Source organism: Arthrobacter sp. FW306-06-A (genome assembly GCF_021870055.1).
In the GTDB taxonomy this organism is placed as follows: domain Bacteria; phylum Actinomycetota; class Actinomycetes; order Actinomycetales; family Micrococcaceae; genus Arthrobacter.
Window position 1 is genome coordinate 1,172,612 of the sequence record NZ_CP084552.1, and the last position, 23,117, is coordinate 1,195,728.

Sequence of the window (23,117 nt, forward strand, 5' to 3'; positions counted from 1 at the left end):
CCACTGGCGCAGGATTCAGCGGGAGGTTGTGCCGTCAGCTTTTGACAACGGTGACCGTCCCCGCGTCGCCGTCGACGGTCACCTTGGGGCCGTCGGCCAGCCGCTGCGTGGCCACGCCCGTTCCCAGGACGGCGGGGATGCCGTACTCGCGGGCCACGATGGAACTGTGGCTCAGCGGACCGCCCACATCGGTCACCACGCCGGAGGCCATGGCGAACAACGGTGTCCACGCGGGAGTGGTCATGCGGGCCACCAGCACCTCGCCGGGCCGCATCCGGCCGAAGTCCTCCGGACCCCTCAGGACCCGGGCGGGCGCCGTCACCCTGCCGGAACTCGCGCCGGTCCCCTTGATCGCGTCGCCGGCCTGCTGCTGGGGGCCTCCGGGCATCATCGAGCCGAATGCCTTCTCCATCCACGCCTTCTGCGGGAGCATCTGCGGGGCGGAAGCCTTCGCCTGGCCCCGCCACAGCATCCGGCGTTCCTCGACGGCGGCGGCACGGACGGGACGGGATGCTCCGGCAAGGGCCACGCCGGCCTCCGCCTCTGCCAGCCCGAACTCCACCGCGCTCTGCAGCTCCGGGAACCGCAGCCAGAACACGTCGTCCGCGGCAGCGATCACACCGGAGGCCACCAGCCGGCGGCCCAGCTCCAGCAGCATCCGCCGCAGCAGCGGCCAGGCCAGGCCGACGTCGGCCAGCGCGTCCTCGCGGGCCGGCGCCGTCTCCTGCGCCCACTTCAGCAGACGGAAGAACGCCGCGCGCCGCCGCGGCCCCAGCCTGCCGGCCACCTCCCGGGTCAGTGCCTCCCGGCGCTCGGTCAGCAGCCGCTGCCGCTCATGCGGGTCGGTGCCCTGCCCGCGGAGGTAGAACTTCACCGTTTCCAGCTGCGCCGTGGGGTCGTCCGCCGGCACCGGGCTGGCGAAATCCAGGTTGTAGACCGCGTGCCCGTACAGGGCCAGATGTTCCTGGAAGGTGAACCGCCATTCCTGCCAGATGGCACCGTCCACGCCGGCCGGTGCCGAACCGGTGCGCAGGCACTCGGCGAGTTCCGCCGTCGTACTTTCCAGCAGAGCCTTCACCAGCGCAGGATCGTTCCGCGCCCACCCCGCAAGGTCGTACAGCGACTTTTCCGCCCGGATTGGCTCGCTGTCGAAGCCGAGCAGGAACTCCTGGGCCGGCGGATCGCCGTCGCGCCGGACCGTCCTGTAGAAGCCCCGGAAGGCGAGTTCGCTCATGTCGGCCATCGGAATGACGGACTGGACGGCCGTGTAGTACACGGTGCCGGCATCCAGGAGTGCCTGTACGCCAGCCAGCAGCTGCGCGCCGGGAAGCTCGGCCGGCGGTTTCGCGGACCAGTCCTTGATGATCAGTTCGTAGCGCGGATGTGAATAGTCGCGCCAGCCGCTGATGCCCATGTGCGCGTCTCCGCCGAACAGCGCGCGCATCGCAGGGACGGTGCGGGCCGTCATCCGCAGCATGGGCCAGGTGCGGTAGTAGTAATAGGCGTAGCCGTTGACGGTGGGGAAGCGGACGTCGCCCTCGCGCAGGGAGTGCTGGCCCAGCGCGTCGTTCATCAGGGCCGAGATGGAGCGGGACACCGAGCCGTCGATGAGGTCGGCGAAGAGCGGGGAGAGCGGTTCCGGCATCTGCTCCACGATGCTCGCCCGGAAGTAGAGGCCCTTCGGGTAGGGGACGGGCCATTCCGTGGGGACGTCCGCGGCGGGTTCGGGCAGCGCGCTGATGGGCCGCGACTGGAGCAGGAAGAACTGGCCGTCGGCCCGCGCCCATTCGATGTCCTGCGGCGCGCCAAAGTGGTCAGTGATCCTTTTCCCGTAGCCGGCAAGCTCGGCCGCCGCGGCATCGTCCAGGACAGGGGCACGACGGCGGGCTTCCGCCACCTTTTGCTCGGACGTTCCGTCTGCGGTGGGGACGGTCATGAGTTCCTTGTCTGCCGTCTGCCGGGAGAGGACTGTGCCGGTGGTGGTGTCCACGGTCAGGTCATCGGTGGTGACGGCCCCGCTGACCACGGCCTCGCCCAGGCCCCACGCGGCGCTGATGACCGTCTGCTCGCGCCGGCCGTTCGAGGGATTGGCGGTGAACATCACCCCGGCTGCCTCGGCCTCCACCATTTGCTGGACGACGACGGCGAGACGCACCTGGTCCGGCAGCACGCCTTCGCGGGCACGGTAGGACATGGCGCGCGCCGTCCAGAGCGACGCCCAGCAGTTGATGGCGGCTGTGCTCAGCGCTTCGAGACCCCGGACGTTCAGGTAGGTTTCCTGCTGGCCGGCGAAGCTGGCGGAGGCGAGGTCCTCGGCGGTGGCGGAGGAGCGGACGGACACAGGTGTGTCACCACCGCCGAGGAGCTGGTAGGCGTCCTTCAGTTCGGCTTCGATGGCCGAGGGCATGACGCCTTTCGTGAACAGGGTCCGGATCAGCGCGGAGGCGTGCTCATAGTCCTCCGGCGCTGCATCGGACGGGAGGGCCGCCAGTTCCTGGATGGCCTGCCCCAGGTTGTTCTCGCTGACGAACGCCGAGTAGGCGTCGGTGGTGAGGACGAACCCTGGCGGGACGGGAAGCCCGGCCTGGATGAGGCCACCCAGGCCCACCGCCTTGCCGCCTGCGGCGGCGATGTCGCTCCGCTGCACGTCGCCCAGGCCTTTGATGAACGTCATGGCTTCGCCTCCCTGCTGCCGGCTATCCAGCATCCGGGGTGAACGGGATGTGCAATATTCTGGCACTGAGCGGAATGCAGGGCTACGGCGGGGATGCCATTTCCTGAATTCGCAGGAGGTGCCGTGAGTACCGGCCAGTCCGGCCGGGTGATCCTTTAGTAAAGTCGAGTACTTTTCCCCCTGTACCGAGTGGGACGAATCGGACATACTCCTCCCATGACTTCGTCAGTGCAAATTCCTGCGCCTCCAAGGACAGGGCGATTTTTCCCCCGGTCATCGTTGGCGCGCTGGGCCGTTGCGTCCCTCGTTCTGTTTTGGCTCCTACTTGACCTAACCCCGCTCTTCCGGTCCGAGGCAGACGGGCGATTCGCCGATCTTGACAAAGTGACCGGACCGATTGCCTCGGTCAGTCTCACTGCCGCCATAGTCCTCGGGTCGTTGGCTGCTATACGTTCCAGGAAACAGCTGCTGGAGGACGCGCTTGCCACAGGCTTGGGGCGCGTTGCTTTTGCGCTGGCTTTCACTGCCGTCCTGGTGACGGCGACAGGACCGGCTGTGGAGAATTTCACCCTGTTTCTCCTCGGCGGGGCCACGGCGGTCGCGTCCGCCTTGGCAGGTTCGTTGGCCGTCTCGCAGGTCCTTGAGCAGCGGATGAAGGTCATGCCGACGACGGCGTCGGGCATCTGGTTGCTTTGCCTGTCAGTGGCTGCCTTTGCTTCGCTGGGTATTTCGTTGTTCCTGCCGGTTGCCGCGGACCCGGTGCTGGTCCGAACGGTGACGGACTTGACCCTTGTCCTGTGGGCTCCGGCCGCCGCCTCGGGCCTGGTTGCCGTCCTGTACTACCGCGAGCGCTCGGTCCTGGTCCTCACGGTGACCGCACTGATGACAACCGGGGCGTTCTATTGGCTCCTCGCCGAATTCGTCTTCGAAGGACACTAGGAACTGACATGGCAACTGCGATCAAACCGCACACAGGGATAGGACGCTGGGCTGTTCTGTTCGGCGGTCTCCTTCTCGTCGAACTCCTGGCCGCCACAGCAATCGGTATGGCCTATGAGCCCGGGCGGGGGATTGCTGACTTCGTGCTTCCCTACGGCCACGCATGGGGAGCCACAGCGGCTGTGGCGATGGTACTGGGCCTGATCGGGCTGCTTCACTACGCCGAACGGTCCGTCACGAATATCGTCGCAATGATTCTGGGATTCCTTGTTCTCGCCATGATCCTGCTGCCGCCAACGTATTACTGATCACTGAATGGTCCGATGGCCGGATCCTGAGTATCTTCCGGCTGGAACAGCGTGCCCAGTTCCGTCCCCACCGCGCGGGCCTGGGATAAGTGGAGGCTTACATCGCTGCTGCCGGTCACCTTCGCGGCGGCCTCCCTTAAATCACTCTGCAGCCTGAGTATTTCTGCATGCAGATCGGAGCTGCTCCGGATCCAGGTGCAGTCCCTGGAAGCCACCCGGCTCAGCCCGCCGAGGATTTGGGCAGCCCTGTCCAGCTTTTGTGCCAATTCCACTGTCAGCTCGATCATTGGTGGTCCTATGGCTTCACCAGGCTGCCGCAGCCACTGTTTTCCCTGAATGCGTTGTCACACACCAGAATGTCCTCCCCCTCGACGAGTCTGAATTAACGAGGATAGTGGGAAATTGAGAGTTTTTTGTCCAATGAGGGAAATGATTTTTGCCTGCTTTCCGCAGCCTAAAAACAGGCGATGTTTGGCCGGTCAGGACTTCTCGGCCCCGGTGTCTGCGGCCTGCACTGGCCGTGGCTGCTTCCACAGCACCACCGCCAGGACGGCAGCCCACAGCAGGAACGCCCCGATGCTGATCCGTTCGCTGATCCCCAGCACCATGTTGGGTCCCGGGGCTGCTATGAACGCGATGATGCCGGCGGCCGCGGCGGCCACCAACGAGACGATGGAGTAGATCCGCATCCAGCCGTGGAAACCTGCGGCGACGAAGCACATGGCCGCGACCATGAGGGCGAGCTGGATGTTGGTGACAATGATGTGCGGGGGAATGGAGGTGTCGTCGCCGAGCCGCAGCGGGAAGATTGCACCCAGAATGTTCCACAGCCCGTACGCGGTGAGCAGCCCGGCGCCGACCCGCAGTGCGCGGTTGCCGCGGACGGAGATCCAGGCGCCGATCCCGAAGGCCGTGAACAGGACCGTGTAGAGCCAGGTGAATGGGGCAGTGACGCTGTAACCAGGGGAGCCGACGGCGAACAGTTCGCTCACCATCTGTTCGGTGCGGCGGTAGCCGGCCCACTGGGACGCCGCGATGCCGTCGGTGAACACCACGTAGAGCAGCGACGAGAGCGGCCCGCCGGCGAGGAGGCTGATGCGCAGGACGTCACTTCGGTGGCCTTCGAACGGCACAGCCCGCCTGCGTCCGGGGAGCCGCCCTCCTGCAACTGACATGATTCGAATGTCCTTCGAGCCCGCGCTCAAGCAAGCGGGTCAGCGCCGGTCACGCGGGCGAAAGCCCGACGCCTGACTATTCCAGCGTCATCCCGGCCCTCACGGATCGCTAGGGCCGAACGGCCTTGGCCCCATCGCGCGGCAGCGAGGGGGCAGGAATAGGGGAAGCCCCACCAGCAGTGCTGAAGGGGCTTCGACTGTTTGATTCCGTTATGACGAACATCATCTCCCGAACTTGCGGAAATCCTGGTGCTTCCTGCCTCGTCACCGGCAGACCACCGTGGACCAGTTCCACTGTGTGTTCCAGGGTTCCCTTGTTGTTCGTTCCCGTCCTTCTTTCGAAGAACGTATTAACAGTGTTACGCCTGCTTTTCCGATGCCGCAAGGGCCCATTTACCAGTGCCCGCGGCTTTCGTGAAGGGCTCCAGTGGTCCACTTCCGGGCCGCTCCGTGGGCGGTCATGCCAGGAGACATAAAAACCTGCAGGTACCTTCGCGATCTCGCTAAGAGAAGGCTCGGACATTTTCATGTCCTGAACAACCCGGCGTCATCTGATGGTTACCTGCAGGCGCCTTAATTCTAGGACCGGACCGGCCGCGCCAAACAGGGCTTAAGTCCTAATCTGCCAGCCCTTCCGAGGGGTGTCACCGGCGTGGAAGGGCAGGCGTCACCACGTGACGGTTCCCGCGGCCCCATCCACGGTGACCACCTGCCCGTCGCGCAGCCGGGTGGTGGCGTCCGCGACCCCCACCACGGCCGGGATGCCGTACTCCCGGGCCACCACCGCGCCGTGCGAGATGACGCCTGTACGACGGCGTCGGCTCCCACCACGTCCATGAACGAGTCCTGCTGCCCGGCGAAGCTGGCAAAGGGCAGGTGGCTGATGAACGCACCGCCACCGGCCCGCCGCCCATTGCGGCATACGCCTCGCGGAGGGCGGCATCAACCTCGAGCGGTACCGGTGCTGCCACCATCGCCTCGCGGGCTGACCATGCGAGCTGGTTCCGGTCTTCGTCCGGAAGTCCGCTGCCGCCGTCGTGCGTTTCCGCCTGGCCGGCCCTCCCCGCCTGGTCATGCCTGTCTGCCTGGCCAGGTTGTTCTGCGCCGTCAAGGCGGGCGGCGATGCCGTCCAGTTCGCTGGGCGCGGCCATCCGGTACGCAGCGGTGGTCAGGCAGAAACCGGACGAACCGGAAAACCGGCTGCCGCCAGCCGGCCCAGGTTGAGGCCTTTGCCGCCCACCATGTCCAGGGAAGCCCCGGCCAGGGAGCTGAGACCGGCAACGAGGTCTGTCCCGGCCCCGCCCCGTTCCTGTGTGGGAGTTGTGGAAGCCATGCCCCTAGCCGCTGCCCGCACCGTCTCCGGTGTCCTCCCACATCACGTCGAGGTTGTGGAAGATTACCGGCCCGTCGCAGAGTGCGGCCATCCTGGCAGCGAAGTCGGAGGTTTCCGGCCGGCCGGAATTCTCCATGGCGGAGTCGTAGGAATCGAACTCGGCGATGGTGAAGTAGTGGCCCGGGTGGTCCCTGTCCGCGGTGGCAACGATGCGGCGGAACGTGGGCGCCGTGCTTCCCCCGGTTCTGGAGGGGCGGCCCAGCTCTTCGATCTCCTTGATGCGGGAAGACGTGAATTCGATGATCTGCACAAACCCGGCCATGGCAACTCCTCGACGGCGGTGGACGCTGATGCGGGTCAGGCTAGCCCCGGCGGCGGCCGGCAGACAGGGGAGAAATGCCCTACTTTGGGCCCACTACAACGGGGGAGAACATTGGGTAGGCGGGCTTATTGACTGCCTGCAGCCGCCGGAATACTTTCAGCGGTGTCGGGGCCACCCGCCCCGTTGCAGGAAGGAAAAGACCATGCCGAAGTACATGTTTGAAGCAACGTATGTGGGCGACGGAATCAAGGGGCTCATGCAGGAAGGCGGCACCAAGCGGCGTGATGCCCTGACGGAGGCCCTGAAATCCGTTGGCGGGACGCTGGAAAGCTTCTACTACGCCTTTGGGTACTACGACGTCTTGGGCGTTTTCGAGGTGCCCGATGATGCCAGCGCCGCAGCACTGTCGCTGCTGATCAACTCGACGGGGAACGTCAATGTCCGCCTGAAGCCGCTCATGAGCGTGGAGGACATTGACGAAGCCGCCCGGAAGACGCCCGCATACCGCGCACCTGGGAAGTAGGGGAGCCAGGCACTTTGGTGAGCGGACCGCCGTCGTAAATTACGACGGCGGGCCGCTGGCTATGGGCGGGAGGGCGGACAGGCCGAAGGACGGACGCTGGCCGGACCGGTAGGAAGACGCAATGACGGGTTCGATTTGGTCCAGCACCGTGTGGTTGCCGGGAAGAACCACATGGGCCAGGAACTCCGATTCAAGGGTGGCTATGCCCGCCGTCGCTGCTCCGAGCTTGGCGTCGATGGCCAGAGCCAGTGCGTGCCAGGATTTGCGGTTCACACGTTCCAGCACCTTTGCGCTCGCGTCCCGGAGCGCGCTGTCGGCAATGTCCCCGCGGATCGCCAGGGCTCCCTCGGACTGCAGTAACTGCATGACAACCCGGAACTGCCTGCCGTCACCCTTGAATCCGACGGCGCCCAGGCTGCCCCGCTGGCTGAAGATGATCTCTGTTGCGCCGTAGTTCTCCAGCGACTGCCTGATGTGTTTCCGGGAGGCCTCGCTGCTGTAGGAGTCGCCCCGGGTGTAAGGACCCGTCATTATCTAACTATGCGCCCTTTGGCCGGGTGGTGATGACGAGTCCGGAAACTTCGTCGCGCCCTTCGATGGGTTCGCGGAGTTCATGAGGGATGCCTCTTCCATGCGGCAGCGGCTGATTCCGCTACGCGTGTCCACTCGGGGTAACAGGTAGGTGCTGTGTACGGCGCAATCGCAACAGATTTCGTGGGTATTCGTCCCGAAGCAGCCGAACAAGGCCAGCGGCAAAGATCGGATTGGGCAACGTCCAGACTCCCAGCGGGGTGATGACGATCAGGAAGATAATGGCACCCATCAGGCCCAGCTGGGCCCGCCTGCCTCCGCTGAGGATCAGCAGCCCGATGGCCGTCTCGCCGGCTGCCGCCAGGATCCCCACGATTTGCGGTGCGGGGGCGACGAAAGTCTGGAACACCCAGGCGTAGAAGGGAACCAAGGCGTTGTCGGTCCCGAGCTTTACGAACTGGTCGGGGGCGGCGAAGCTCAGGACGACGTTGACGCCTATTGCCATGAGGATGAAGAAGACCCCGACGAAGACCCGCGCCGCGCGCGGCTTGATCAGGCAAAATACCAGGACCGCGGTGCAGAATATCGCCCAAGGGATCAACTGCTCCATGTAATCGGCCTCCAGGCTCCTGTGCGGGGGGACTTTCCCATATGCAGAAACATTCCTTCTTTAGAAGAATCACCACTCATGCACTGTGAACACAGGGCCGAATGTCACCGGGCGCTGAACTGCAACGTCCGGCCGGGAGCGCAGGTAGGATCGGAGCATTGCCGAGGGGGATCGGCGCCATTTTGGGGGAAATTTCATGACATCCAGCCCGTCACGCCTGCACGCCTCGCTGCTGCTTGCCGCCCGCCGGACGCTGCTGGCCGGTGCCGCCCTGGTGGTGGCCGCCGCCGTCGCTGCTGTCCCTGCCTCCGCCGGTGATACCCGGACGATTGCCGTCTCCGGCGACCCAGTGGCCGTTGCGTCCGGACCGGATGGAACCCTGTATGTCAGCGATTACCGGTACGACGGCGGCGTGAGCGTGTTCAAGCCGGGGGAGACCGTGCCGTCCCGCACCATTAGGACCGGGAACTCTCCCACCTCAGTCGCCGTGACGCCGAACGGGACGCTTTACGTTGCACAATACGACGGCGCGCAGTCCGGGATAGGGATGGTGGCCCCGGGCGCGGACGAAGTCTCCCTGGTCCTAAAGGTGGCCCCGGGAACGCACTGGCTGACGGTGGGGCCGGAGGGTTCGCTCTACGTGGTCAATCCGGACGAAAACTCGGTGTCCGTGGTGAAGCAGGGCGACGCCTGGGTGCAGCGGATTATCCAGGCCGGGCCATATCCGGTGCGGTTTGCCGTGGGCAGGGACGGGACGGCCTACGCCGCCAACGAGCTCGCCGGCACCGTTAGCGTGATTCCCGCGGGCGGGGCATGGCCCTCGCACACCGTCGATGTGGGAACGCAGGGCCATCCGCACGGCATTGCCGTGGCTCCGGACGGGACCGTCTACGTGGCCAACATCAAGACCAACGACGTTGCGGTGATCGATCCCGGCGGCACCACGGTGGCACGGCGGATTCCCGTGGGCGAGGCGCCGCAGGAGGTGCTGGCCGCTGCCGACGGGACGGTGTACGTGACCAACGGCCTGGGCGACTCGGTCTCGGTGATCCGCCCCGGCGCGGCTGCTCCGGAGACCATCGCGGTGGGCGACGATCCCGGGCGCCTTGCCGAACGGGCGGACGGGTCCGTGGTGGTGGTGAACAGGCACAGCAAATCGCTGACAGTGCTCGACGGCGGACCTGTTGCGTCCGCTGCGGCGCCCGCCCCGGGTGGGGGAGAGACGGCAGCAATGCCTGACGGCGGTGCACCCGATGAGTCGGTCGTTGCGCAGGCTTCCTTCGACGTGGCCCTTCCCGTGGTGGCTGCCGGAGCGGGAGGATTGCTCCTGGTCAGCGCCGCTTTCCTGATCGTGGTGCTGCGGCGCCGGAGGAAGGCTGACGGGGGTGGGGCGGATCAGGCCTGGGCGTTGGACTGATGCTCCGTGAGGCGTCGGGAATGATTTAGACGGCGAAGGCTCCGTCCCAAGGGACGGAGCCTTCGTCTTTTAGCCAAAGAATCAGGAATCCGTGGTTCACGGCCACCACAATCTTCACGAACTCGGCGTGCGTGAGGTCGAGCGGGACCGGTGCCGCGGCGACCTCCCGCGGCCAGCGCAGCGTGGCGCGCCCGTGCCGGAACCCGGGGCTCCGCCATCTTGACCAGGGCGACCGCGGTCTGGGACCCCGTCGCGGGGGATGCCGGGTCCGATCCGATGCACAGCCTCTTTTTTGTCCGGGGTGCGGCAGCCTGTGGCAGCGGTCCTATGGGCTGGTGAGTCTGCCCACTTTATTTTGAGTAGCTCGTAATAAGCGCGTAAATTTAAGTACAGGTCACCGCCGCCCTTGAGTGCCGCACCGGTGAACATTCCCGGGCCAGCAGGGCATGCGATTTCTTCGCCACCGCCCTTCCTGCTTGAGCGACACAACAACCCGAATGGCCCTCATCCCCCTCATTCCAAATTCCGAGGAGAACCCATGACTACGCTGGCCGAACGACCCGCAAAAACCTTCCCCACCAACCAAGCCGCCCCCGCCCCGCGCGGTGGCAGCTACGTGACCCTTCCCGCCGGCAGCGCGACCGTCGGCCGCGGCAGCTATGTCACCCTTCCCGGCAGCCGAAACCTGTCCCGCTCCACCCGTGGCAGCTACGTCACGGCGGACGGCGCTCTCGTTGTCCCCGCCAACACTGTCGAGGGCAGCTACCTCACGCTCCCGGCGGCCTAAAGCCGTAGTTCCGCTGCGGCTTAGCCCACTGCGGAGGCAAAAAGGAGGCCGACGGCGACACCCAGTGTCGTCGTCGGCCTCCTTTTCCGTGCTACGGCGGAAGCAGGGCGGGTGCCGCCGCGCGCCGGAGCAGTGGAAGGTTCACTGCTCGATCAGGCCATTTCTCACCGCGAACAGGGTGGCACCCACCCGGTTGGTTGCACCGGTCTTGGTGTAGATGTGCTCCACATGGTTGCGGACGGTCTTGCGGGCGAGAAACAGGCTGCCGGCTATCTCGGCCGGCGTCATTCCGCGGCAGAGCATGCCGAGGATCTCGAGTTCCCTGGGGGTGAGCCCGGCCGGAGCGGCAGGCCGGTGATGGGGCTGCTGTCCCGCCGCCGTGAGCACGGCGTCCGCAGCCTCGCGGCTAATCCGGCCCGCTGAAGCTTCATGCCGCAGCCTGGCAGCAGCGTCGGCGGGCGTGAGGGCGTCCCGGTGCGGACGGGGTTCCAAAGAGGAATGGTAGGAGTCGGCGGCAGCCAGGATCCGCTGCTTGATCCCCAACTCGGTTCCGCCGATCCCGCGTGGGTAGCCGGACCCGTCCAGCCGCTCATGGTGCAGGCCGGTCAGGGCTGCCTCGGCCCTCAGCCCGGGCACCCGGCTGAGGATCCGTTCTCCCAGGTACGGGTGCATGTGGATGCGTTCCAGGTCGGCTTGGGAGAGGGGTTCCTTCTTGTCCCATACCTGGTTGGATACTCCCAGCCGGCCCAGGTCGTGAACCCATCCTGCACGGCGGAGCTCACTCACATCGTCGGCCGCCAGCCCGTGCTCCTCGCCCGCGGCAGCTGCGAGGGCAGCCACGGCGCGGGAATGCCCGGCGGTGTAAGGAGATTTGAGGTCGGCGAAGTCACCCACGGCAGACAGCACTGCGTCCAGCTGGGTCCCGGACAGGGGAGCGTCGTTGGGTGCCAGGTCCAGGGCCGCCTGCCAGCAGTCGACGTCGAGGAGTCCTTCGGTGAGCGCCCCGGCCTGGTCGATGAACAGCCCGGCCAGGGCGGGATCGAATTGGCTGCCGCGGCGCGCCCGCACCATCGCCACCGCACCCGCCACGCCCTCCTGCCGCAGGAACACCTCCGCCGTATCCGCGAGGTGCATGATCCGCATCTCCAGCGGGATGTCTTGCCCAGCGACTCCCTCCGGCAGGCCCTTGCCGTCCCACCGCTCAAAGGTGTGGGCAAGCAGTCCTGCCACGCCGCCGTCGAGCCCTACATTGCTGGCCAGCACCCCGGCGGAGATGCAGTGCGAGGCGATCATGTTGCGCACCGCAGTGCTGCCCGTGGCCGCGAAACGCGTCCAGTACGCAACGCGGGCGATTGGCGGCAGGCCCGCGCCGGCATGGCTGAACATGCCGGCGTACATGGGCAGTCCGTGCTGGTCGCGGTTGTAGTAGTCGGCGCGGAAGGCGATATCGTCCGCGAACAGCGCCGCCAGTTCAAACGAATCCGCGTGGCAACCGATCCACGCCACCTGGTTGGCGTAGTAGAGCCGGCCCTGGGCGGGAGCGTCAACTCCCGCCGCGCCGGCGATCCGCAGAGCCAGCAGGCAGGAGCGCAGCATGTGCTCCATCGGCTGCCCGAGGCCCAGGTCGATGGCGAGGGACAGCGCGGCCAGGACTTCACTGCGGCGGGGTGCAGCCGGTGACTGCTTCACACCTGCCATTCTAGGAAGCCATCACCGCGGGCAGTAGGGATCAGCCCGCCGTCATGCGGTCTGCTTTTTCCCGGCGCGTACGGATGCGTTCTCGCTGGGGTGGGCGGTGGACGGGAAGCGCACGCCCACGCGGGCTCCGAACAGTCCACGTTGCGGAAGCCAGAAGTCCGCCAGGTGGTCCTGCACCTCCAATGGCCCGGGCTTGCCCGCGTCCTCACCCAGGATGGCGGCCTGGGAATCGGTGACCGCCCACAACTGGCGGGGCTGGGCCTGGAATGTCTGGCCGTTGGGCACCACGCCGGAGACCTTCATCCTGCCGGCGTTGAGCAGCGGCCCGACGAATGCTCCCGTGGCGCGGAGCACCAGCTCGTTGCGCCACAGCGTTTCGGGCATCCGGACGGCCATGGCGGTCAGCATCGAGGTGGCCGCCGAGGTGCCCAGCTGCAGGCGCCAGTCAACGAGGCCCGGGACCGTGATCACGGCGGTGAAGGGCCCACTCCAGTGGATGTCGACGTCGGTCTCCACCGTATGCTGCACGGCCGCCCCGAAGTAGCGTGCGCAGCTGAACTCCGGCGCGGCGTTGGCGTAGATGGTCCACTCGCCGCCGGGTGTGCGGTGCCACACGGAGCGGTAGCCGGGGCCGACGGAGCTCACCGGGAAATCCCGGAAAGCCAGGTAATGGCCGCTGCTGAAGGGTAGCCCCAGGACGGCGTACCCGGCGAAATGCTCCGCTGCGTCCTCCGGAAGCTCGGCAAGTGTCGGTGTTGCCTGTGCTGATGACTGCGGCTGGTAGGTGTTCATGGCCGCCTCCTTTTCTCCATGCCCTGAGCCTAGGAGCGGGCCGCAACAGGGGCATGGGGCAACTGCCCCATTTAGCAGTGGCTTTTACGCGGCGTCGTTGGCGTCGAGCCACTCCAGGAACGTCTGGCGCCCGACGGCGGAACCCGGCCCCGGGATCAGCGCGCCTTTGCGCATGGCCTTGCCCATGGGGCCGGGAACATGCAGGGGAATGATCCGTTTCTTCTGCTGCGTCTTGGCCAGATAGGCCGCGGCCAGGCTCTTCAGCTGTTCCGGCCGCGGGCCGCCGAGGTCCGGGATGCGTCCCTTCGGACCGGCCTCGGCCGCATCCACCAGGGCTGCGGCCACCTCCTTTGCCGCCACCGGCTGGGTGAACATCGTGGGTACGAGGACCAGCGGGCCCACTGAGGTGGCCTTGATGGACATCGGCACGAACTCGTGGAACTGGGTGGACCGCAGGAGGGTCCAGGGGACGCCGCCGTGCCTGACTTCGTCCTCCTGCACCAGCTTCCCGGCGTAGAGTCCTGAGTTGGCGTTGTCGATGCCCACAATGGACAGCGCCACGTGGTGCTTTACGCCGGCCTTCTTCCCGGCCGCGAGCAGGTTCTGCGTCGCGTTGGTGAAGAAATCCACGGCCTTCTTGGTGGACAGGGTTTGGATGCCGGCGACGTCGATGACTGTTTCGACATTCTGGAGTGCCTGCTCGAGGCCGCGCCCGCTGACCAGGTCCACCCCTTCGGCGCGGCTGATGCTGACCACCTGGTGCCCGCGCTCCCTGGCGATGGCCACAACGTGGCGGCCCACTGTACCGGTTCCCCCTGCAACGGCAATCCTCATGGAAGAAATCCTATGGCGGTCCTATCCCGCCGGCGGCCAGGGCTGCCACTACCCGGCTTGTCGGCTCAGGCTCCACCCTGCGCCAGCCCCATAAACATGGTCCGGTGCAGGATGTCCACGTGCTTCCGGGAGACCTCCACAGCTTCCTCAACACGGCCGGCACGGAGGGCTGCCACAAGCGCGATGTGATCCTGGTTGGACGTGTGCAGCTTCTTGATGGGGTAGGGGATGAAGTAGTCGTAGAGCTCGGCGAGGGTCTCGTGATAAACCTCGACGGCGGAGTCCAGGCATGACGCAGTACCCACCAGTTGATGGAACTGCTCGTCCATCCGGTGGTAGTAGGACCAGTCGGTCGCCTCGGCCATCTCACGAGTCAGCCGCTCCAACTCATCCAGCTGCTCCGGCGAGGCGTTGACGGCCGCATAGTGCGTCACCGCGCATTCGAACAGCAGCCGCCGGTCCACCAGCCGGTTCACGGCCTGGGACTCCGCGGGTGACGCCGAGAGGTCAGCCAAAACATCAGCAGGCGGTGAATCCGCCACAAACGTTCCCCCGGCCCGGCCGCGCCGGCGCACCACCACGCCCTGCTCCGCCAGACTCGCAAGTGCACGGCGGGCGGTGATGGGGCTGACCGAGAGGCCAAGAGCTACGTCCTCCTGGTCGGGCAGCCGCTCGCCCGGCTTCAGCAGCCCCAGCGAAATAGCCATGCCGATCCGCATCCGCACTGCGTCCATCGCACTGCGGCGCTCCATCCCGGGCATCCTGCCGGCGGCGAGGCGCGGGGGCTCAACGGTGTCCTCCAGCTGACGGGTCATGTTCGCTACTTTACGGCCCACGCCAGCCCCCTTCCCTTTATTTGATCATTCTGATCTAATATAACCCGGATCACACCCCAACGCGGAGAATAACCCATGCAACGCATCCTTCCCCTCATCGCCGCCCAGGCTCGGCCGCGGCTCATAGGCGAACCCGTCTCTGCCTTCGCCGACGAGGTCAAAGCAGCCCTCCAAGCCCAGCCGCACAGCAAGCTCGTCGTCTTCCCCGAGCTGCACCTTTTCGGCGACGAAAACCCGGACCGGCAAAGAACCCAAGTACTCCAGGCCAGCGCCGAACCCCTGGACGGCCCACGGGTCAGAGAACTCAAGCAGCTGGCCAAAGACCTCAACATCTGGCTCGTCCCCGGCAGCGTCTGCGAACGCGGCCCTGAAGGGCAGCTCTTTAATACCCAGCTGGTCCTGTCCCCGGAAGGGGAGCTCGCCGGCTATTACCGGAAGATCTTCCCCTGGCGCCCGTTCGAGCCCTACGACCCCGGCGACCGGTTCACCACCGTGGACCTGCCCGGCATCGGCAGGGTGGGCCTGAACATCTGTTACGACGCCTGGTACCCGGAGGTGTCCCGCCAGCTCGCCTGGATGGGCGCCGACGTGATCCTCAACGTCGTCAAAACCACCACCCCGGACCGCAGGCAGGAACTGATCCTCGCCAAGGCCAACGCCATCGTGAACCAGGTCTTTATGGTCAGCGTCAACTGCGCCGGCCCCACCGGCCAGGGCAAGAGCATCATCGTGGACCCGGAAGGCAACACCGTCGCCGAGGCGGCAGACGATCAGCCGCAGCTGCTCACCGCGGAACTGGACCTTGCCGCCGTCGACCGCGTCCGCACGCATGGCACGGAGAACCTCAACCGCCCCTGGTCGCAGTTCCGCGAGGGGGAACCCGCCGTCGAACTTCCCGTCTACCAAGGCCGCATCAACCCGGCCATCTGGACACCGCCGTCCTACAAACCGTAAGGAAACACCGTGACAACAACCCTCACCCGCACCCTGAAGCTGCCCTCGCTGGTCCTGTTCGGCCTGGCGTACCTGACCCCGATCATCGTCCTGGGGATCTTCGGCATCATCGCCGAAACCACCGGCGGCGCCGCGCCCGCCGCGTACCTGGTGGCGCTGGTGGCCATGCTGTTCACCGCGCACAGCTACGGCCGGATGGCCGTCGCCTACCCCGTGGCCGGCTCCGCCTACACCTACGTCCGCCGCTCCATCGATCCCCGCGTCGGGTTCCTGGTGGGCTGGGCCGTGCTGCTGGACTACCTCTTCCTGCCCATGGTCATCTGGCTCATCGGCGGCTCCTACCTCACCGCGCAGTTCCCCGGCATCCCCATCGGCGTCTGGATCGTGGGCTTCATCGTGATCACCACGCTGCTGAACATCCTGGGCATCAAGGTGGCGGACAAGGCCAACTACGTGCTGATGGCCTTCCAGCTGCTGGTCCTGGTGTTCTTCGTGGCGCTGGCCATCGGCAGCGTGGTGTCCGCCAACGGCGCCGGGGGACTGGCCAGCGGCCAGCCGTTCTTCAACGACACCGCCAGCTTCGCCACCATCTCCGCAGGCGCGGCCATCGCCGCGTACTCGTTCCTGGGGTTCGACGCCGTCACCACCCTCACCGAGGAAACCATCAACCCGCGCCGGACAGTGCCGCGCGCCATCATGCTCGTGGCCCTGATCGGCGGCGGCATCTTCGTTGCGGTGTCCTACGTGACCCAGCTGGTCCACCCCGGCGGCGTGTTCGAGGACTCCGCCTCCGCTGCCAGCTCCATCGCCCTGCAGATCGGCGGGCAGCTGTTCGGCGCCGTGTTCCTGGCCGGCCTGGTGGTGGCGCAGTTCGCCTCCGGCCTCGCCGCCCAGGCCAGCGCCTCCCGCCTGCTGTACGCGATGGGCCGCGACTCCGTCCTGCCCAAGGCCGTCTTCGGCCGGCTGAGCGAGAAGTTCCACACCCCGGTGGCCAACCTGGTGATCACCGGCATCGTGGGCCTGATCGCGATCTTCCTGGACGTGGCCACGTCGACGTCGTTCATCAACTTCGGTGCCTTCACCGCCTTCACGCTGGTGAACGCCTCGGTGGTGTTCCACTATGTGCGCCAGCGCCGGGCAGGGCAGCAGCTGAACCTGGTGTCCTACGTGGTGGTCCCGGTGATCGGCGCCCTCATCTGCGCCTACCTGCTCTCCCAGCTGGACAGCAACGCCATTACGCTGGGTGTGTCCTGGCTGGTGCTGGGCGTGCTGGTCCTGGCCCTGATCACGCGCGGGTTCAAGGCCGCCCCGCCGGAGATGACGGCCACGGAGAAGGCGACGGTCGAGGCGGCCGCCTGACGCTGGTCGGTTTGGTTGTTTGGCACCTTGGGCCGAGGGAAGGAACTCTAGTGAGGATAGCGCTGGGGCAGCTGGAGTCGGGTGCCGACATCCGTGCCAACCTCGTCGCGATCGACCGGTTCGCCGCCGAGGCAGCGCGCGACGGCGCCAGGCTGGTCGCGTTCCCGGAGTACGCCACCTACGAGAAGAAGAAGGTGGACGCGACATTCCCAGAGATGGCCGAGCCGCTGAACGGCCCCGTCTGCCAGGAAATCGCGGACACGGCCCGCCGCCACCGCATCGCGCTGGTGGCGGGCGTTGTGGAAACCTCGGAGGAGCCAGGCAAGGCCTATAACACGCTGGCGGCTTTCGGGCCCGACGGCGGCCGGCTGGCTTTCTACCGGAAGATCCACCTTTTCGACGCGCAGGGCTTTGGGGAGTCGACGTTTATCAAGCCTGGGCCGTCCACCGCGCCGGTGGTGTTCGAACACGGGGGAGTGCGGTTCGGGCTGATGACCTGCTACGACCTGCGGTTCCCGGAGCTGGCCAGGTCACTGGCCGACGCCGGCGCGCAGGTCCTGCTGGTCTGCTCGTCCTGGGTGCCTGGCGAGCACAAGACGGAACAGTGGCTGGCGCTGAACGCAGCCCGTGCGATCGAGAACAGCGTCTACGTGGCCGGGGTATGCCAGGCGCCGCCGGTGTCCGTGGGCAGAAGTGTGCTGGTGGACCCGATGGGGTTTGTCGAAGCCGACCTTGGGCTTGAGCCTGGGGTGCGGGCGCTGGAGATTTCGCTGGAGACGGTGGAACGGGTGCGGAAGTCGTTCCCGATGTTCCGGCAGCGGCGGCTGTAAGGACGAGGTGAACTTGGAAGAGCCCGGGTTATGACAATTGCCCCGGTACTTGCTCATCGCTGGGTAACTGCTCCTGCCAATAGCCTGTGAAACGAGGAAGGTGGGTTCTTCGTTCTCCGGCATTGAATTCCAAAGCAGCCGCGTGGACGAATTCTGGCGGGTCCCAATTCATGACTTCTTCTGCTGTTTTGTCTCGTAGCCATGCATGCAGCCGATCCAGAACTGGCTGTGTTGCCTGTTCTACCGCGTCTTCCATGGCGAAAATCAGGTCAGCAAAGCGTTCGGCGATTACCAGAGGCATCTGATTGATGACGGATATGGGAGCAACTTTAGTTGGGTGCCCGGCGTCGTCCAGCAGGACAAACGGAAGGGGCAGGGCTAAGTTCGATTGCGAATGCGCGATGGTCGTGTTGCGGTACTGACGAATAACTTCGTGCAACCACTTCATCGAGGAGGGCACGGCTGGTATCCCGGGCATCTCCTCGAGGCGCCTGCGGACATTCGACAGGATAAAGGGTCGAATGTAGGCCGTCACCGCATGTGATGTTAGCGGAAGCCACAGTTCCGAACTCTCACCGACAGCGAGTGCACTGGCCAATGTATGGGAGGCTTCCGACAGATCGCTCGCGTGGCTGGTGAGTTCCACCAGCAGTCTTGAATCGGGCATGTCCGGCAGCAGGGCTATGCGCTGCTGAGGGGATGTCACTGAAATTGTTACTCCTGTCTTCTGCCTCTGGTGCTGGCATTCATGCTGGCGGGCCCATTGGGGCTATTACGCAACTTAGTCGCCCTTTCGTGGGACGTTAGCCCGAACATCGGCAGCCTGATCCTCCTCGAGCACCCAGCGTTCATGCTTCCGGTGGTCCGGATACTTCTTGCGGAGGTAGTCTCGGACCACCTTCCCCGGCCGTTGTTCATCGGAGTAGCCAAGTTCCCGGGCGAGTTCGGCGGGTTCATAGGTAGCCATAGCCTCGAGTTTAGGCCGGAGGATAGTTGCGCTGGAGTTATGCGCTGATGATTCAGTTTATTCTTTTGCCAGTGGCCGCGTCTTCTATTGGCCCTAACGTCGATGCCAGGGGGATGATGTCGTGTCAGATGACTTGGTAACTGGGCTCCTGCCAGTGCTTGGCAGGTCCCTCGAACTGAGTTTCAACATCTTTGATGTTATGCACCACGGACTCCACGAGAAGCAGATCTCGAATGTATTCAGATGGTTATTGGACCCTGAGCAGACGCACAATCTGGGTGACCGCTTTCTGCGGATCTTTATCGACGAGTTGAACCTAGTCTCGGAGGGGAGCGAACCCCTTCCGCATGGCGACTACTTGGTGCGTCAGGAGGTTAATACCGCGGTGGGCGGGGCGGGCGCGGACATCGCCGACCTTGTCCTTGAGAGCGAAGATGCAGTCGTCGTCATCGAGAACTACTTCACCTCTGACGGTCACGGTCACAGTTACAGCGGTTATCTGGCGTTCAGCGTCCGGGACGGTAAGCGTGGTGTCGTCGCTCTTTTGTGTCGCGATGAGGATGTGTCCTTGCAGACCTTGGGGTGGGAGGACGCCGCAGTCCTCACGTATGGCAAGTTAGCTGAGCGACTGCTGGAACATGTTGGTGGCGACAGGGCTTACCAGCGGAAGAATCCCGATGCCTATGCATTCATCGAGCAGTTCCACCGAAAGTTCGTTAGGGGAAGGGGTCGCATGGGTGACCAGGACGTGCTCAATTTCGTTGTTGCCATGTGTGATACGGGGGAGGTACGCAGGTATCAGTTGCAGCCGCAAGAAGTGGCCGCCGAGCGCTTTGCTGATGATCTTGCGGTCCAGGCGAGGGAACGGTTTGGCGAGGGCCGCGATCTCCTTCAGCGGGCAAAGAGGCGTCTCAGCGCCTACAGTGAGGGACCACTCAGGCGACAACTCGATGCAACTCGGGGCGAGGGGTTTGTGCGCGGAGTCGACGCGAGATTCGCGGGGATATACCAGTGGACTATCAACATCGAGGTGGCTGGAGAGTCGATCGACCTAAGTGGCTCGCGGCTCCAACTCAAGTTCGGCCCGTCTGCCTGGTTCGCCAACGAACAGGATTCCAGTTGGGCCCGGAAGGTTGATTCCGACCAAGCGGACTACTCGCGTCTGTTCCTTACGCGGTCCGACGTCAAGGAGATCCGTCAGTCGACAGTGAGTATTCAGGACGTTCTAGACGGCCTCGACCGCACCGACCATAGGCTTCACGACGAAATCACTGCCCTACTCAATTGAAACTGAAGGTTGCCGGAACCAGACGCATTCGGCTGGTGGATATTACCTGCTGGCAGATAGCGTGAGTTGGTACTCGTGTTCCGGTGAGTTGGTACTGTCGTGGTTTGTGGGTGCTGCGCTGTGGGTGAGGCGGTGCACTGGGCGCCGCCTTTTCCTATGTGAGGAGGCAGCATGGCCGATTTCAAGGCCATTATGACCTTGGCTGTTGCTGGTCGGAGCTATGACGAGATCGTCGCGGTGGCGGGGTGTTCCCGCCGTGACGTGGCCGCGGCGAAGAAGACGATTGCGGCTTACGGTTTTACCGCAGGGCAGATCGGGGCGATGTCCCCGCAGGAGATCGCCCGGTTGTTTCCGGATGGTCGTAAGAGGGTCACGGAGTTATACGAACGCCCGGATTTTGATCGGGTGCTGGCTTCGATGCGGGAGAACCGGCACTTCACTCTCCAGCAGGCCTGGAGCAGGTACTTGGTCTCGAGTGCCGCGAACGGCGGGAAGAAGTACGGGTATTCGCAGTTTTGCGCCCTGTTCGCCGAGCATGCCCGCGTGACCGATGTCGTGGCGACGCTGCACCACGAGCCGGGCCGGGCGATGCTGGTGGACTGGGCCGGGGACACCCTGGGGGTTGTGGATGCGGTCACCGGGGAGGTGACCGGGGTCTATCTGTTCGTGGCTGTGCTGCCGTATTCCGGGGCGGTGTTCTGCCATGGGTATACGGACATGACATCGGCGTCCTGGATTGCCGCCCATGTGGCGGCTTTCTCGTTCTATGGCGGGGTCCCGCAGCTGGTGGTCCCGGACAATCCGGCGACCTCGACTCACCGGCCGAAGCGGGGCGAATCGGCCCGGGTGCTCAACGCCCGGTATCAGCAGCTGGCCGAGCATTATTCGACGGGGATCGTGCCGGCCAGGGCGAAACGGCCCCGCGATAAGGCTGCGGCCGAGTCGGCGGTGAACGTGGTGAACAAGCGGGTGATCGGCTATCTGGCCGAGGAGGTCTTCACCACGGCGCAGGCCCTGAACGAGGCGATCGGGGCCCGGCTGGTGGAGATCAACGAGCGGATTCCCCGGGCCGATGGCAGCACCCGGTGGGAACGGTTCACCGCCGATGAGTCCGGCCTGCTCCAGGCGCTGCCGGCCGACGGGTTCGACTCGGTGGAATGGAAGCAGCTCAAGGTCGGACGGAATTACCACGTCAGCTGCGATTCCCAGCATTACTCGGTGCCCTACACCTACGCCGGGCAGCTGCTGCGGGTCCGGGTCACCTCCACGACAGTGACCGTCTTCGACGGGGACCAGGTCATCTGCGAGCATGTCCGGCGGCTGGGCCGGAAGGGCCAGTATTCGACCGATGTCGCGCATGCCCCTACCCGGCACCGGGGTATCGACGGGCTGTGGTCCAAGCGGTGGTTCACGGACCGCGCCCGGGGCTTCGGGCCAGCCACCGAGGCGGTCATCGCCGGGATCATCGACCGGCACACCGTGGAGGCCCAAGGGTACCTGGACTGCCAGAACATCCTGGAGTCCCTGGGCAAGCGGAACAAGGCCCGCCTGGAGGCCGCCTGCCAGGTCCTGCTCGACACCGGTCAGGGCCCAGGAACTTACAGCACGATCAAACGGATCATGGCCACCATCGACTCCGACACTAAAAAACCCAAAACAATCACACCGGCGGCGGCCACCCGCAAACCCGCCGGCGGTGCCGACCCCGGCGCAGGCATCCAGGCGGCGGTGCACGTGCGCTCGGCCGAGCACTACCGGCGCGACGGACAGGGAGGCCAGGGCTGATGTTCACCAGCGAGGACCACGAGAAATTCCGGACCCTGCGCATCGCGCACCTGGCCTTGCGGTTCGAGGAACTAATCACCGACGAGGCCAATGACGAGCTCACTCCCGAGCAGATCTTCCTCACCGCAGTGGACGACGCCCTCCACCAGCGCCGGGCCCACAGGATCGACAAGCTCATCCGGGCCGCCAGGTTCCCGATCCCGCAAGCATCGGTCGCCGAGATCAACTACCAGGAAGGACGCGGGATCACCCCGGTGCGGATGAAGCGCTACGCCGCCCACCAATGGCGCCAGGACCCCACGAACCTCCTGGTCATCTCACCAACCGGTGGAGGCAAGACCTACCTGGCCTGCGCGATCGGGATCGCCGCCTGCCAAAGCGGACACACCGTCGCCTACACCCGGATGGACGACCTCGCCCGCCGGCTGGTCATCGCCCGCGGTGACGGCATCGGCCACCAAAAGCTGCTCAACGAGCTCTCGGACGTGGACCTGCTGGTCATCGATGACTTCCTTACCGTGGGCATCGACCCCGAAGCGGCCAACGACCTCTTCGCGGTCCTGGCCAACCGGGAACACCGCCTGCCCACGCTCATCGCTTCCCAATCCGGCCCGGCCTACTGGGTCGAGGCCCTGCCGGACCGGGTGGCCGCGGACTCGATCGTGAACCGGCTGGCAAACAATGCACGCCAACTCAACCTCGGCGACGTGGACATGCGACGACTCCGCGACGATACGGCCCGAGCGCAACCGGGCCACTGGGAATAGACCCCAACCAGGACATGGTGCCGGCCCCGAGCGGACAAGCGAAGGGCCGGTACCAATTTCCCGGAACCCCAGTACCAACTACCCAGACCAGCAGTTCCAACAAAAGCTATCTGCCAACCTGCAGCACTAATCTCCTGACGGAAGTTCTCGCGTTTACAAAAAATGCTTAGCTGCTAAGAACTTTTTGTAAGTCAAGGAATGTCTGGCCCTGCGGCTAAGTTGCTTGTATGACCGAGGCGGGAAGAACGAAGAAGGCTGCGACAAGGAAATGCCCCGTCTGCGGGCACGCAGCTTGGCGCATCATCTACGGCATGGTTATGCCCGACGTGATGGAGGAATACCCGAAGGCGGAGTTTGCCGGTTGCGTGGTGATGGAGGAACAGCGTCT

The 23,117-nt window shown here is 65.3% G+C and carries 24 protein-coding genes and 1 pseudogene; 11 read left to right on the forward strand and 14 right to left on the reverse strand.

Features of this window, described 5'->3' with window-relative positions; translation table 11 throughout:
- Positions 1 to 34: 34 nt before the first annotated feature.
- Complete coding sequence (locus LFT49_RS05575; protein WP_237429989.1) at positions 35 to 2,674, reverse strand: PEP/pyruvate-binding domain-containing protein; 2,640 nt, start codon at positions 2,672 to 2,674, stop codon at positions 35 to 37.
- 384 nt (positions 2,675 to 3,058) lie between these two features.
- On the opposite strand from LFT49_RS05575, the gene LFT49_RS05580 reads away from it, so the two are divergent.
- Positions 3,059 to 3,613: a hypothetical protein gene (locus LFT49_RS05580; RefSeq protein ID WP_237429990.1), complete on the forward strand. Its 555-nt coding sequence runs from the start codon at positions 3,059 to 3,061 to the stop codon at positions 3,611 to 3,613.
- An 8-nt stretch (positions 3,614 to 3,621) separates the two neighbouring features.
- Complete coding sequence (locus tag LFT49_RS05585) at positions 3,622 to 3,921, forward strand: hypothetical protein (protein ID WP_236801356.1); 300 nt, start codon at positions 3,622 to 3,624, stop codon at positions 3,919 to 3,921.
- On the opposite strand, the gene LFT49_RS05590 is transcribed toward LFT49_RS05585, so the two are convergent.
- The 5 genes and pseudogenes from LFT49_RS05590 to LFT49_RS05610 form a co-directional block, all read right to left on the reverse strand.
- Entirely contained in the window at positions 3,915 to 4,208 is a 294-nt protein-coding gene (locus tag LFT49_RS05590) for a hypothetical protein (RefSeq protein WP_237429991.1), read from the reverse strand. The genes LFT49_RS05585 and LFT49_RS05590 overlap by 7 nt on opposite strands.
- A gap of 192 nt (positions 4,209 to 4,400) precedes the next feature.
- A complete protein-coding gene (locus tag LFT49_RS05595) occupies positions 4,401 to 5,096 on the reverse strand; it encodes a DUF998 domain-containing protein (protein ID WP_237429992.1) in 696 nt (231 codons plus the stop codon).
- 667 nt (positions 5,097 to 5,763) lie between these two features.
- Positions 5,764 to 5,949 (reverse strand): annotated as a pseudogene (locus LFT49_RS22730) (PEP-utilizing enzyme); the annotation flags it as partial.
- Between the two features lie 315 nt (positions 5,950 to 6,264).
- Complete coding sequence (locus LFT49_RS05605) at positions 6,265 to 6,429, reverse strand: hypothetical protein (RefSeq protein WP_236821454.1); 165 nt, start codon at positions 6,427 to 6,429, stop codon at positions 6,265 to 6,267.
- A 4-nt stretch (positions 6,430 to 6,433) separates the two neighbouring features.
- Positions 6,434 to 6,751 carry a hypothetical protein gene (locus tag LFT49_RS05610; protein ID WP_236801361.1) on the reverse strand — a complete coding sequence of 106 codons (318 nt, stop codon included), beginning with the start codon at positions 6,749 to 6,751 and terminating at the stop codon, positions 6,434 to 6,436.
- Between the two features lie 202 nt (positions 6,752 to 6,953).
- Here LFT49_RS05610 and LFT49_RS05615 point away from each other — a divergent pair, with 202 nt between their 5' ends.
- Positions 6,954 to 7,274: a GYD domain-containing protein gene (locus tag LFT49_RS05615; protein ID WP_236801362.1), complete on the forward strand. Its 321-nt coding sequence runs from the start codon at positions 6,954 to 6,956 to the stop codon at positions 7,272 to 7,274.
- 39 nt (positions 7,275 to 7,313) lie between these two features.
- Here LFT49_RS05615 and LFT49_RS05620 read toward each other — a convergent pair whose 3' ends face one another.
- Together LFT49_RS05620 and LFT49_RS05625 are read right to left on the reverse strand one after the other, a co-directional pair.
- A complete protein-coding gene (locus LFT49_RS05620; RefSeq protein ID WP_236821455.1) occupies positions 7,314 to 7,805 on the reverse strand; it encodes a hypothetical protein in 492 nt (163 codons plus the stop codon).
- A gap of 121 nt (positions 7,806 to 7,926) precedes the next feature.
- Entirely contained in the window at positions 7,927 to 8,415 is a 489-nt protein-coding gene (locus LFT49_RS05625; RefSeq protein ID WP_236821456.1) for a hypothetical protein, read from the reverse strand.
- 196 nt (positions 8,416 to 8,611) lie between these two features.
- Between LFT49_RS05625 and LFT49_RS05630 the strand changes: the two genes are divergently transcribed.
- On the forward strand, positions 8,612 to 9,832 hold the full coding sequence (locus LFT49_RS05630) for a Vgb family protein (protein WP_237429994.1): 1,221 nt from the start codon (positions 8,612 to 8,614) through the stop codon (positions 9,830 to 9,832).
- A 538-nt stretch (positions 9,833 to 10,370) separates the two neighbouring features.
- Positions 10,371 to 10,619 carry a hypothetical protein gene (locus tag LFT49_RS05635; RefSeq protein WP_237429995.1) on the forward strand — a complete coding sequence of 83 codons (249 nt, stop codon included), beginning with the start codon at positions 10,371 to 10,373 and terminating at the stop codon, positions 10,617 to 10,619.
- 141 nt (positions 10,620 to 10,760) lie between these two features.
- Here the strand turns inward: LFT49_RS05635 and LFT49_RS05640 are convergent, their stop codons facing one another.
- The 4 genes from LFT49_RS05640 to LFT49_RS05655 all read right to left on the reverse strand — a co-directional run bounded on the left by LFT49_RS05640 (position 10,761) and on the right by LFT49_RS05655 (position 14,758).
- Positions 10,761 to 12,308 carry an HD domain-containing phosphohydrolase gene (locus tag LFT49_RS05640; protein ID WP_237429996.1) on the reverse strand — a complete coding sequence of 516 codons (1,548 nt, stop codon included), beginning with the start codon at positions 12,306 to 12,308 and terminating at the stop codon, positions 10,761 to 10,763.
- Positions 12,309 to 12,359: 51 nt separating this feature from the next.
- On the reverse strand, positions 12,360 to 13,109 hold the full coding sequence (locus tag LFT49_RS05645; RefSeq protein ID WP_237429997.1) for a hypothetical protein: 750 nt from the start codon (positions 13,107 to 13,109) through the stop codon (positions 12,360 to 12,362).
- An 84-nt stretch (positions 13,110 to 13,193) separates the two neighbouring features.
- On the reverse strand, positions 13,194 to 13,943 hold the full coding sequence (locus LFT49_RS05650) for an SDR family oxidoreductase (RefSeq protein ID WP_237429998.1): 750 nt from the start codon (positions 13,941 to 13,943) through the stop codon (positions 13,194 to 13,196).
- 65 nt (positions 13,944 to 14,008) lie between these two features.
- The gene (locus LFT49_RS05655; RefSeq protein ID WP_237429999.1) at positions 14,009 to 14,758 is read right to left on the reverse strand and encodes a FadR/GntR family transcriptional regulator; all 750 of its coding nucleotides are present in this window, start codon (positions 14,756 to 14,758) and stop codon (positions 14,009 to 14,011) included.
- Between the two features lie 96 nt (positions 14,759 to 14,854).
- On the opposite strand from LFT49_RS05655, the gene LFT49_RS05660 reads away from it, so the two are divergent.
- The 3 genes from LFT49_RS05660 to LFT49_RS05670 are packed head-to-tail and all read left to right on the forward strand — an operon-like array spanning position 14,855 to position 17,922.
- Positions 14,855 to 15,733 (forward strand): carbon-nitrogen hydrolase family protein, encoded by an 879-nt coding sequence (locus tag LFT49_RS05660; protein ID WP_237430000.1) that lies wholly within the window; start codon positions 14,855 to 14,857, stop codon positions 15,731 to 15,733.
- 9 nt (positions 15,734 to 15,742) lie between these two features.
- On the forward strand, positions 15,743 to 17,092 hold the full coding sequence (locus tag LFT49_RS05665; protein ID WP_237430001.1) for an APC family permease: 1,350 nt from the start codon (positions 15,743 to 15,745) through the stop codon (positions 17,090 to 17,092).
- 50 nt (positions 17,093 to 17,142) lie between these two features.
- Positions 17,143 to 17,922 carry a carbon-nitrogen hydrolase family protein gene (locus LFT49_RS05670; RefSeq protein WP_237430002.1) on the forward strand — a complete coding sequence of 260 codons (780 nt, stop codon included), beginning with the start codon at positions 17,143 to 17,145 and terminating at the stop codon, positions 17,920 to 17,922.
- A 28-nt stretch (positions 17,923 to 17,950) separates the two neighbouring features.
- On the opposite strand, the gene LFT49_RS05675 is transcribed toward LFT49_RS05670, so the two are convergent.
- Together LFT49_RS05675 and LFT49_RS05680 are read right to left on the reverse strand one after the other, a co-directional pair.
- Positions 17,951 to 18,628 carry a hypothetical protein gene (locus tag LFT49_RS05675; protein ID WP_237430003.1) on the reverse strand — a complete coding sequence of 226 codons (678 nt, stop codon included), beginning with the start codon at positions 18,626 to 18,628 and terminating at the stop codon, positions 17,951 to 17,953.
- 75 nt (positions 18,629 to 18,703) lie between these two features.
- Positions 18,704 to 18,889 carry a hypothetical protein gene (locus tag LFT49_RS05680; protein WP_237430004.1) on the reverse strand — a complete coding sequence of 62 codons (186 nt, stop codon included), beginning with the start codon at positions 18,887 to 18,889 and terminating at the stop codon, positions 18,704 to 18,706.
- A gap of 121 nt (positions 18,890 to 19,010) precedes the next feature.
- Between LFT49_RS05680 and LFT49_RS05685 the strand changes: the two genes are divergently transcribed.
- The 3 genes from LFT49_RS05685 (at position 19,011) to LFT49_RS05695 (ending at position 22,729) form a co-directional block, all read left to right on the forward strand.
- Positions 19,011 to 20,177, forward strand: a complete 1,167-nt coding sequence (locus LFT49_RS05685; RefSeq protein ID WP_237430005.1) for a PD-(D/E)XK nuclease family protein — start codon at positions 19,011 to 19,013, stop codon at positions 20,175 to 20,177.
- 171 nt (positions 20,178 to 20,348) lie between these two features.
- Positions 20,349 to 21,962 (forward strand): IS21 family transposase, encoded by a 1,614-nt coding sequence (gene istA, locus LFT49_RS05690; protein ID WP_237430006.1) that lies wholly within the window; start codon positions 20,349 to 20,351, stop codon positions 21,960 to 21,962.
- On the forward strand, positions 21,962 to 22,729 hold the full coding sequence (locus tag LFT49_RS05695) for an ATP-binding protein (RefSeq protein ID WP_236821492.1): 768 nt from the start codon (positions 21,962 to 21,964) through the stop codon (positions 22,727 to 22,729). The genes istA and LFT49_RS05695 overlap by 1 nt, the downstream gene beginning before the upstream one ends.
- Positions 22,730 to 23,117: the final 388 nt, after the last annotated feature.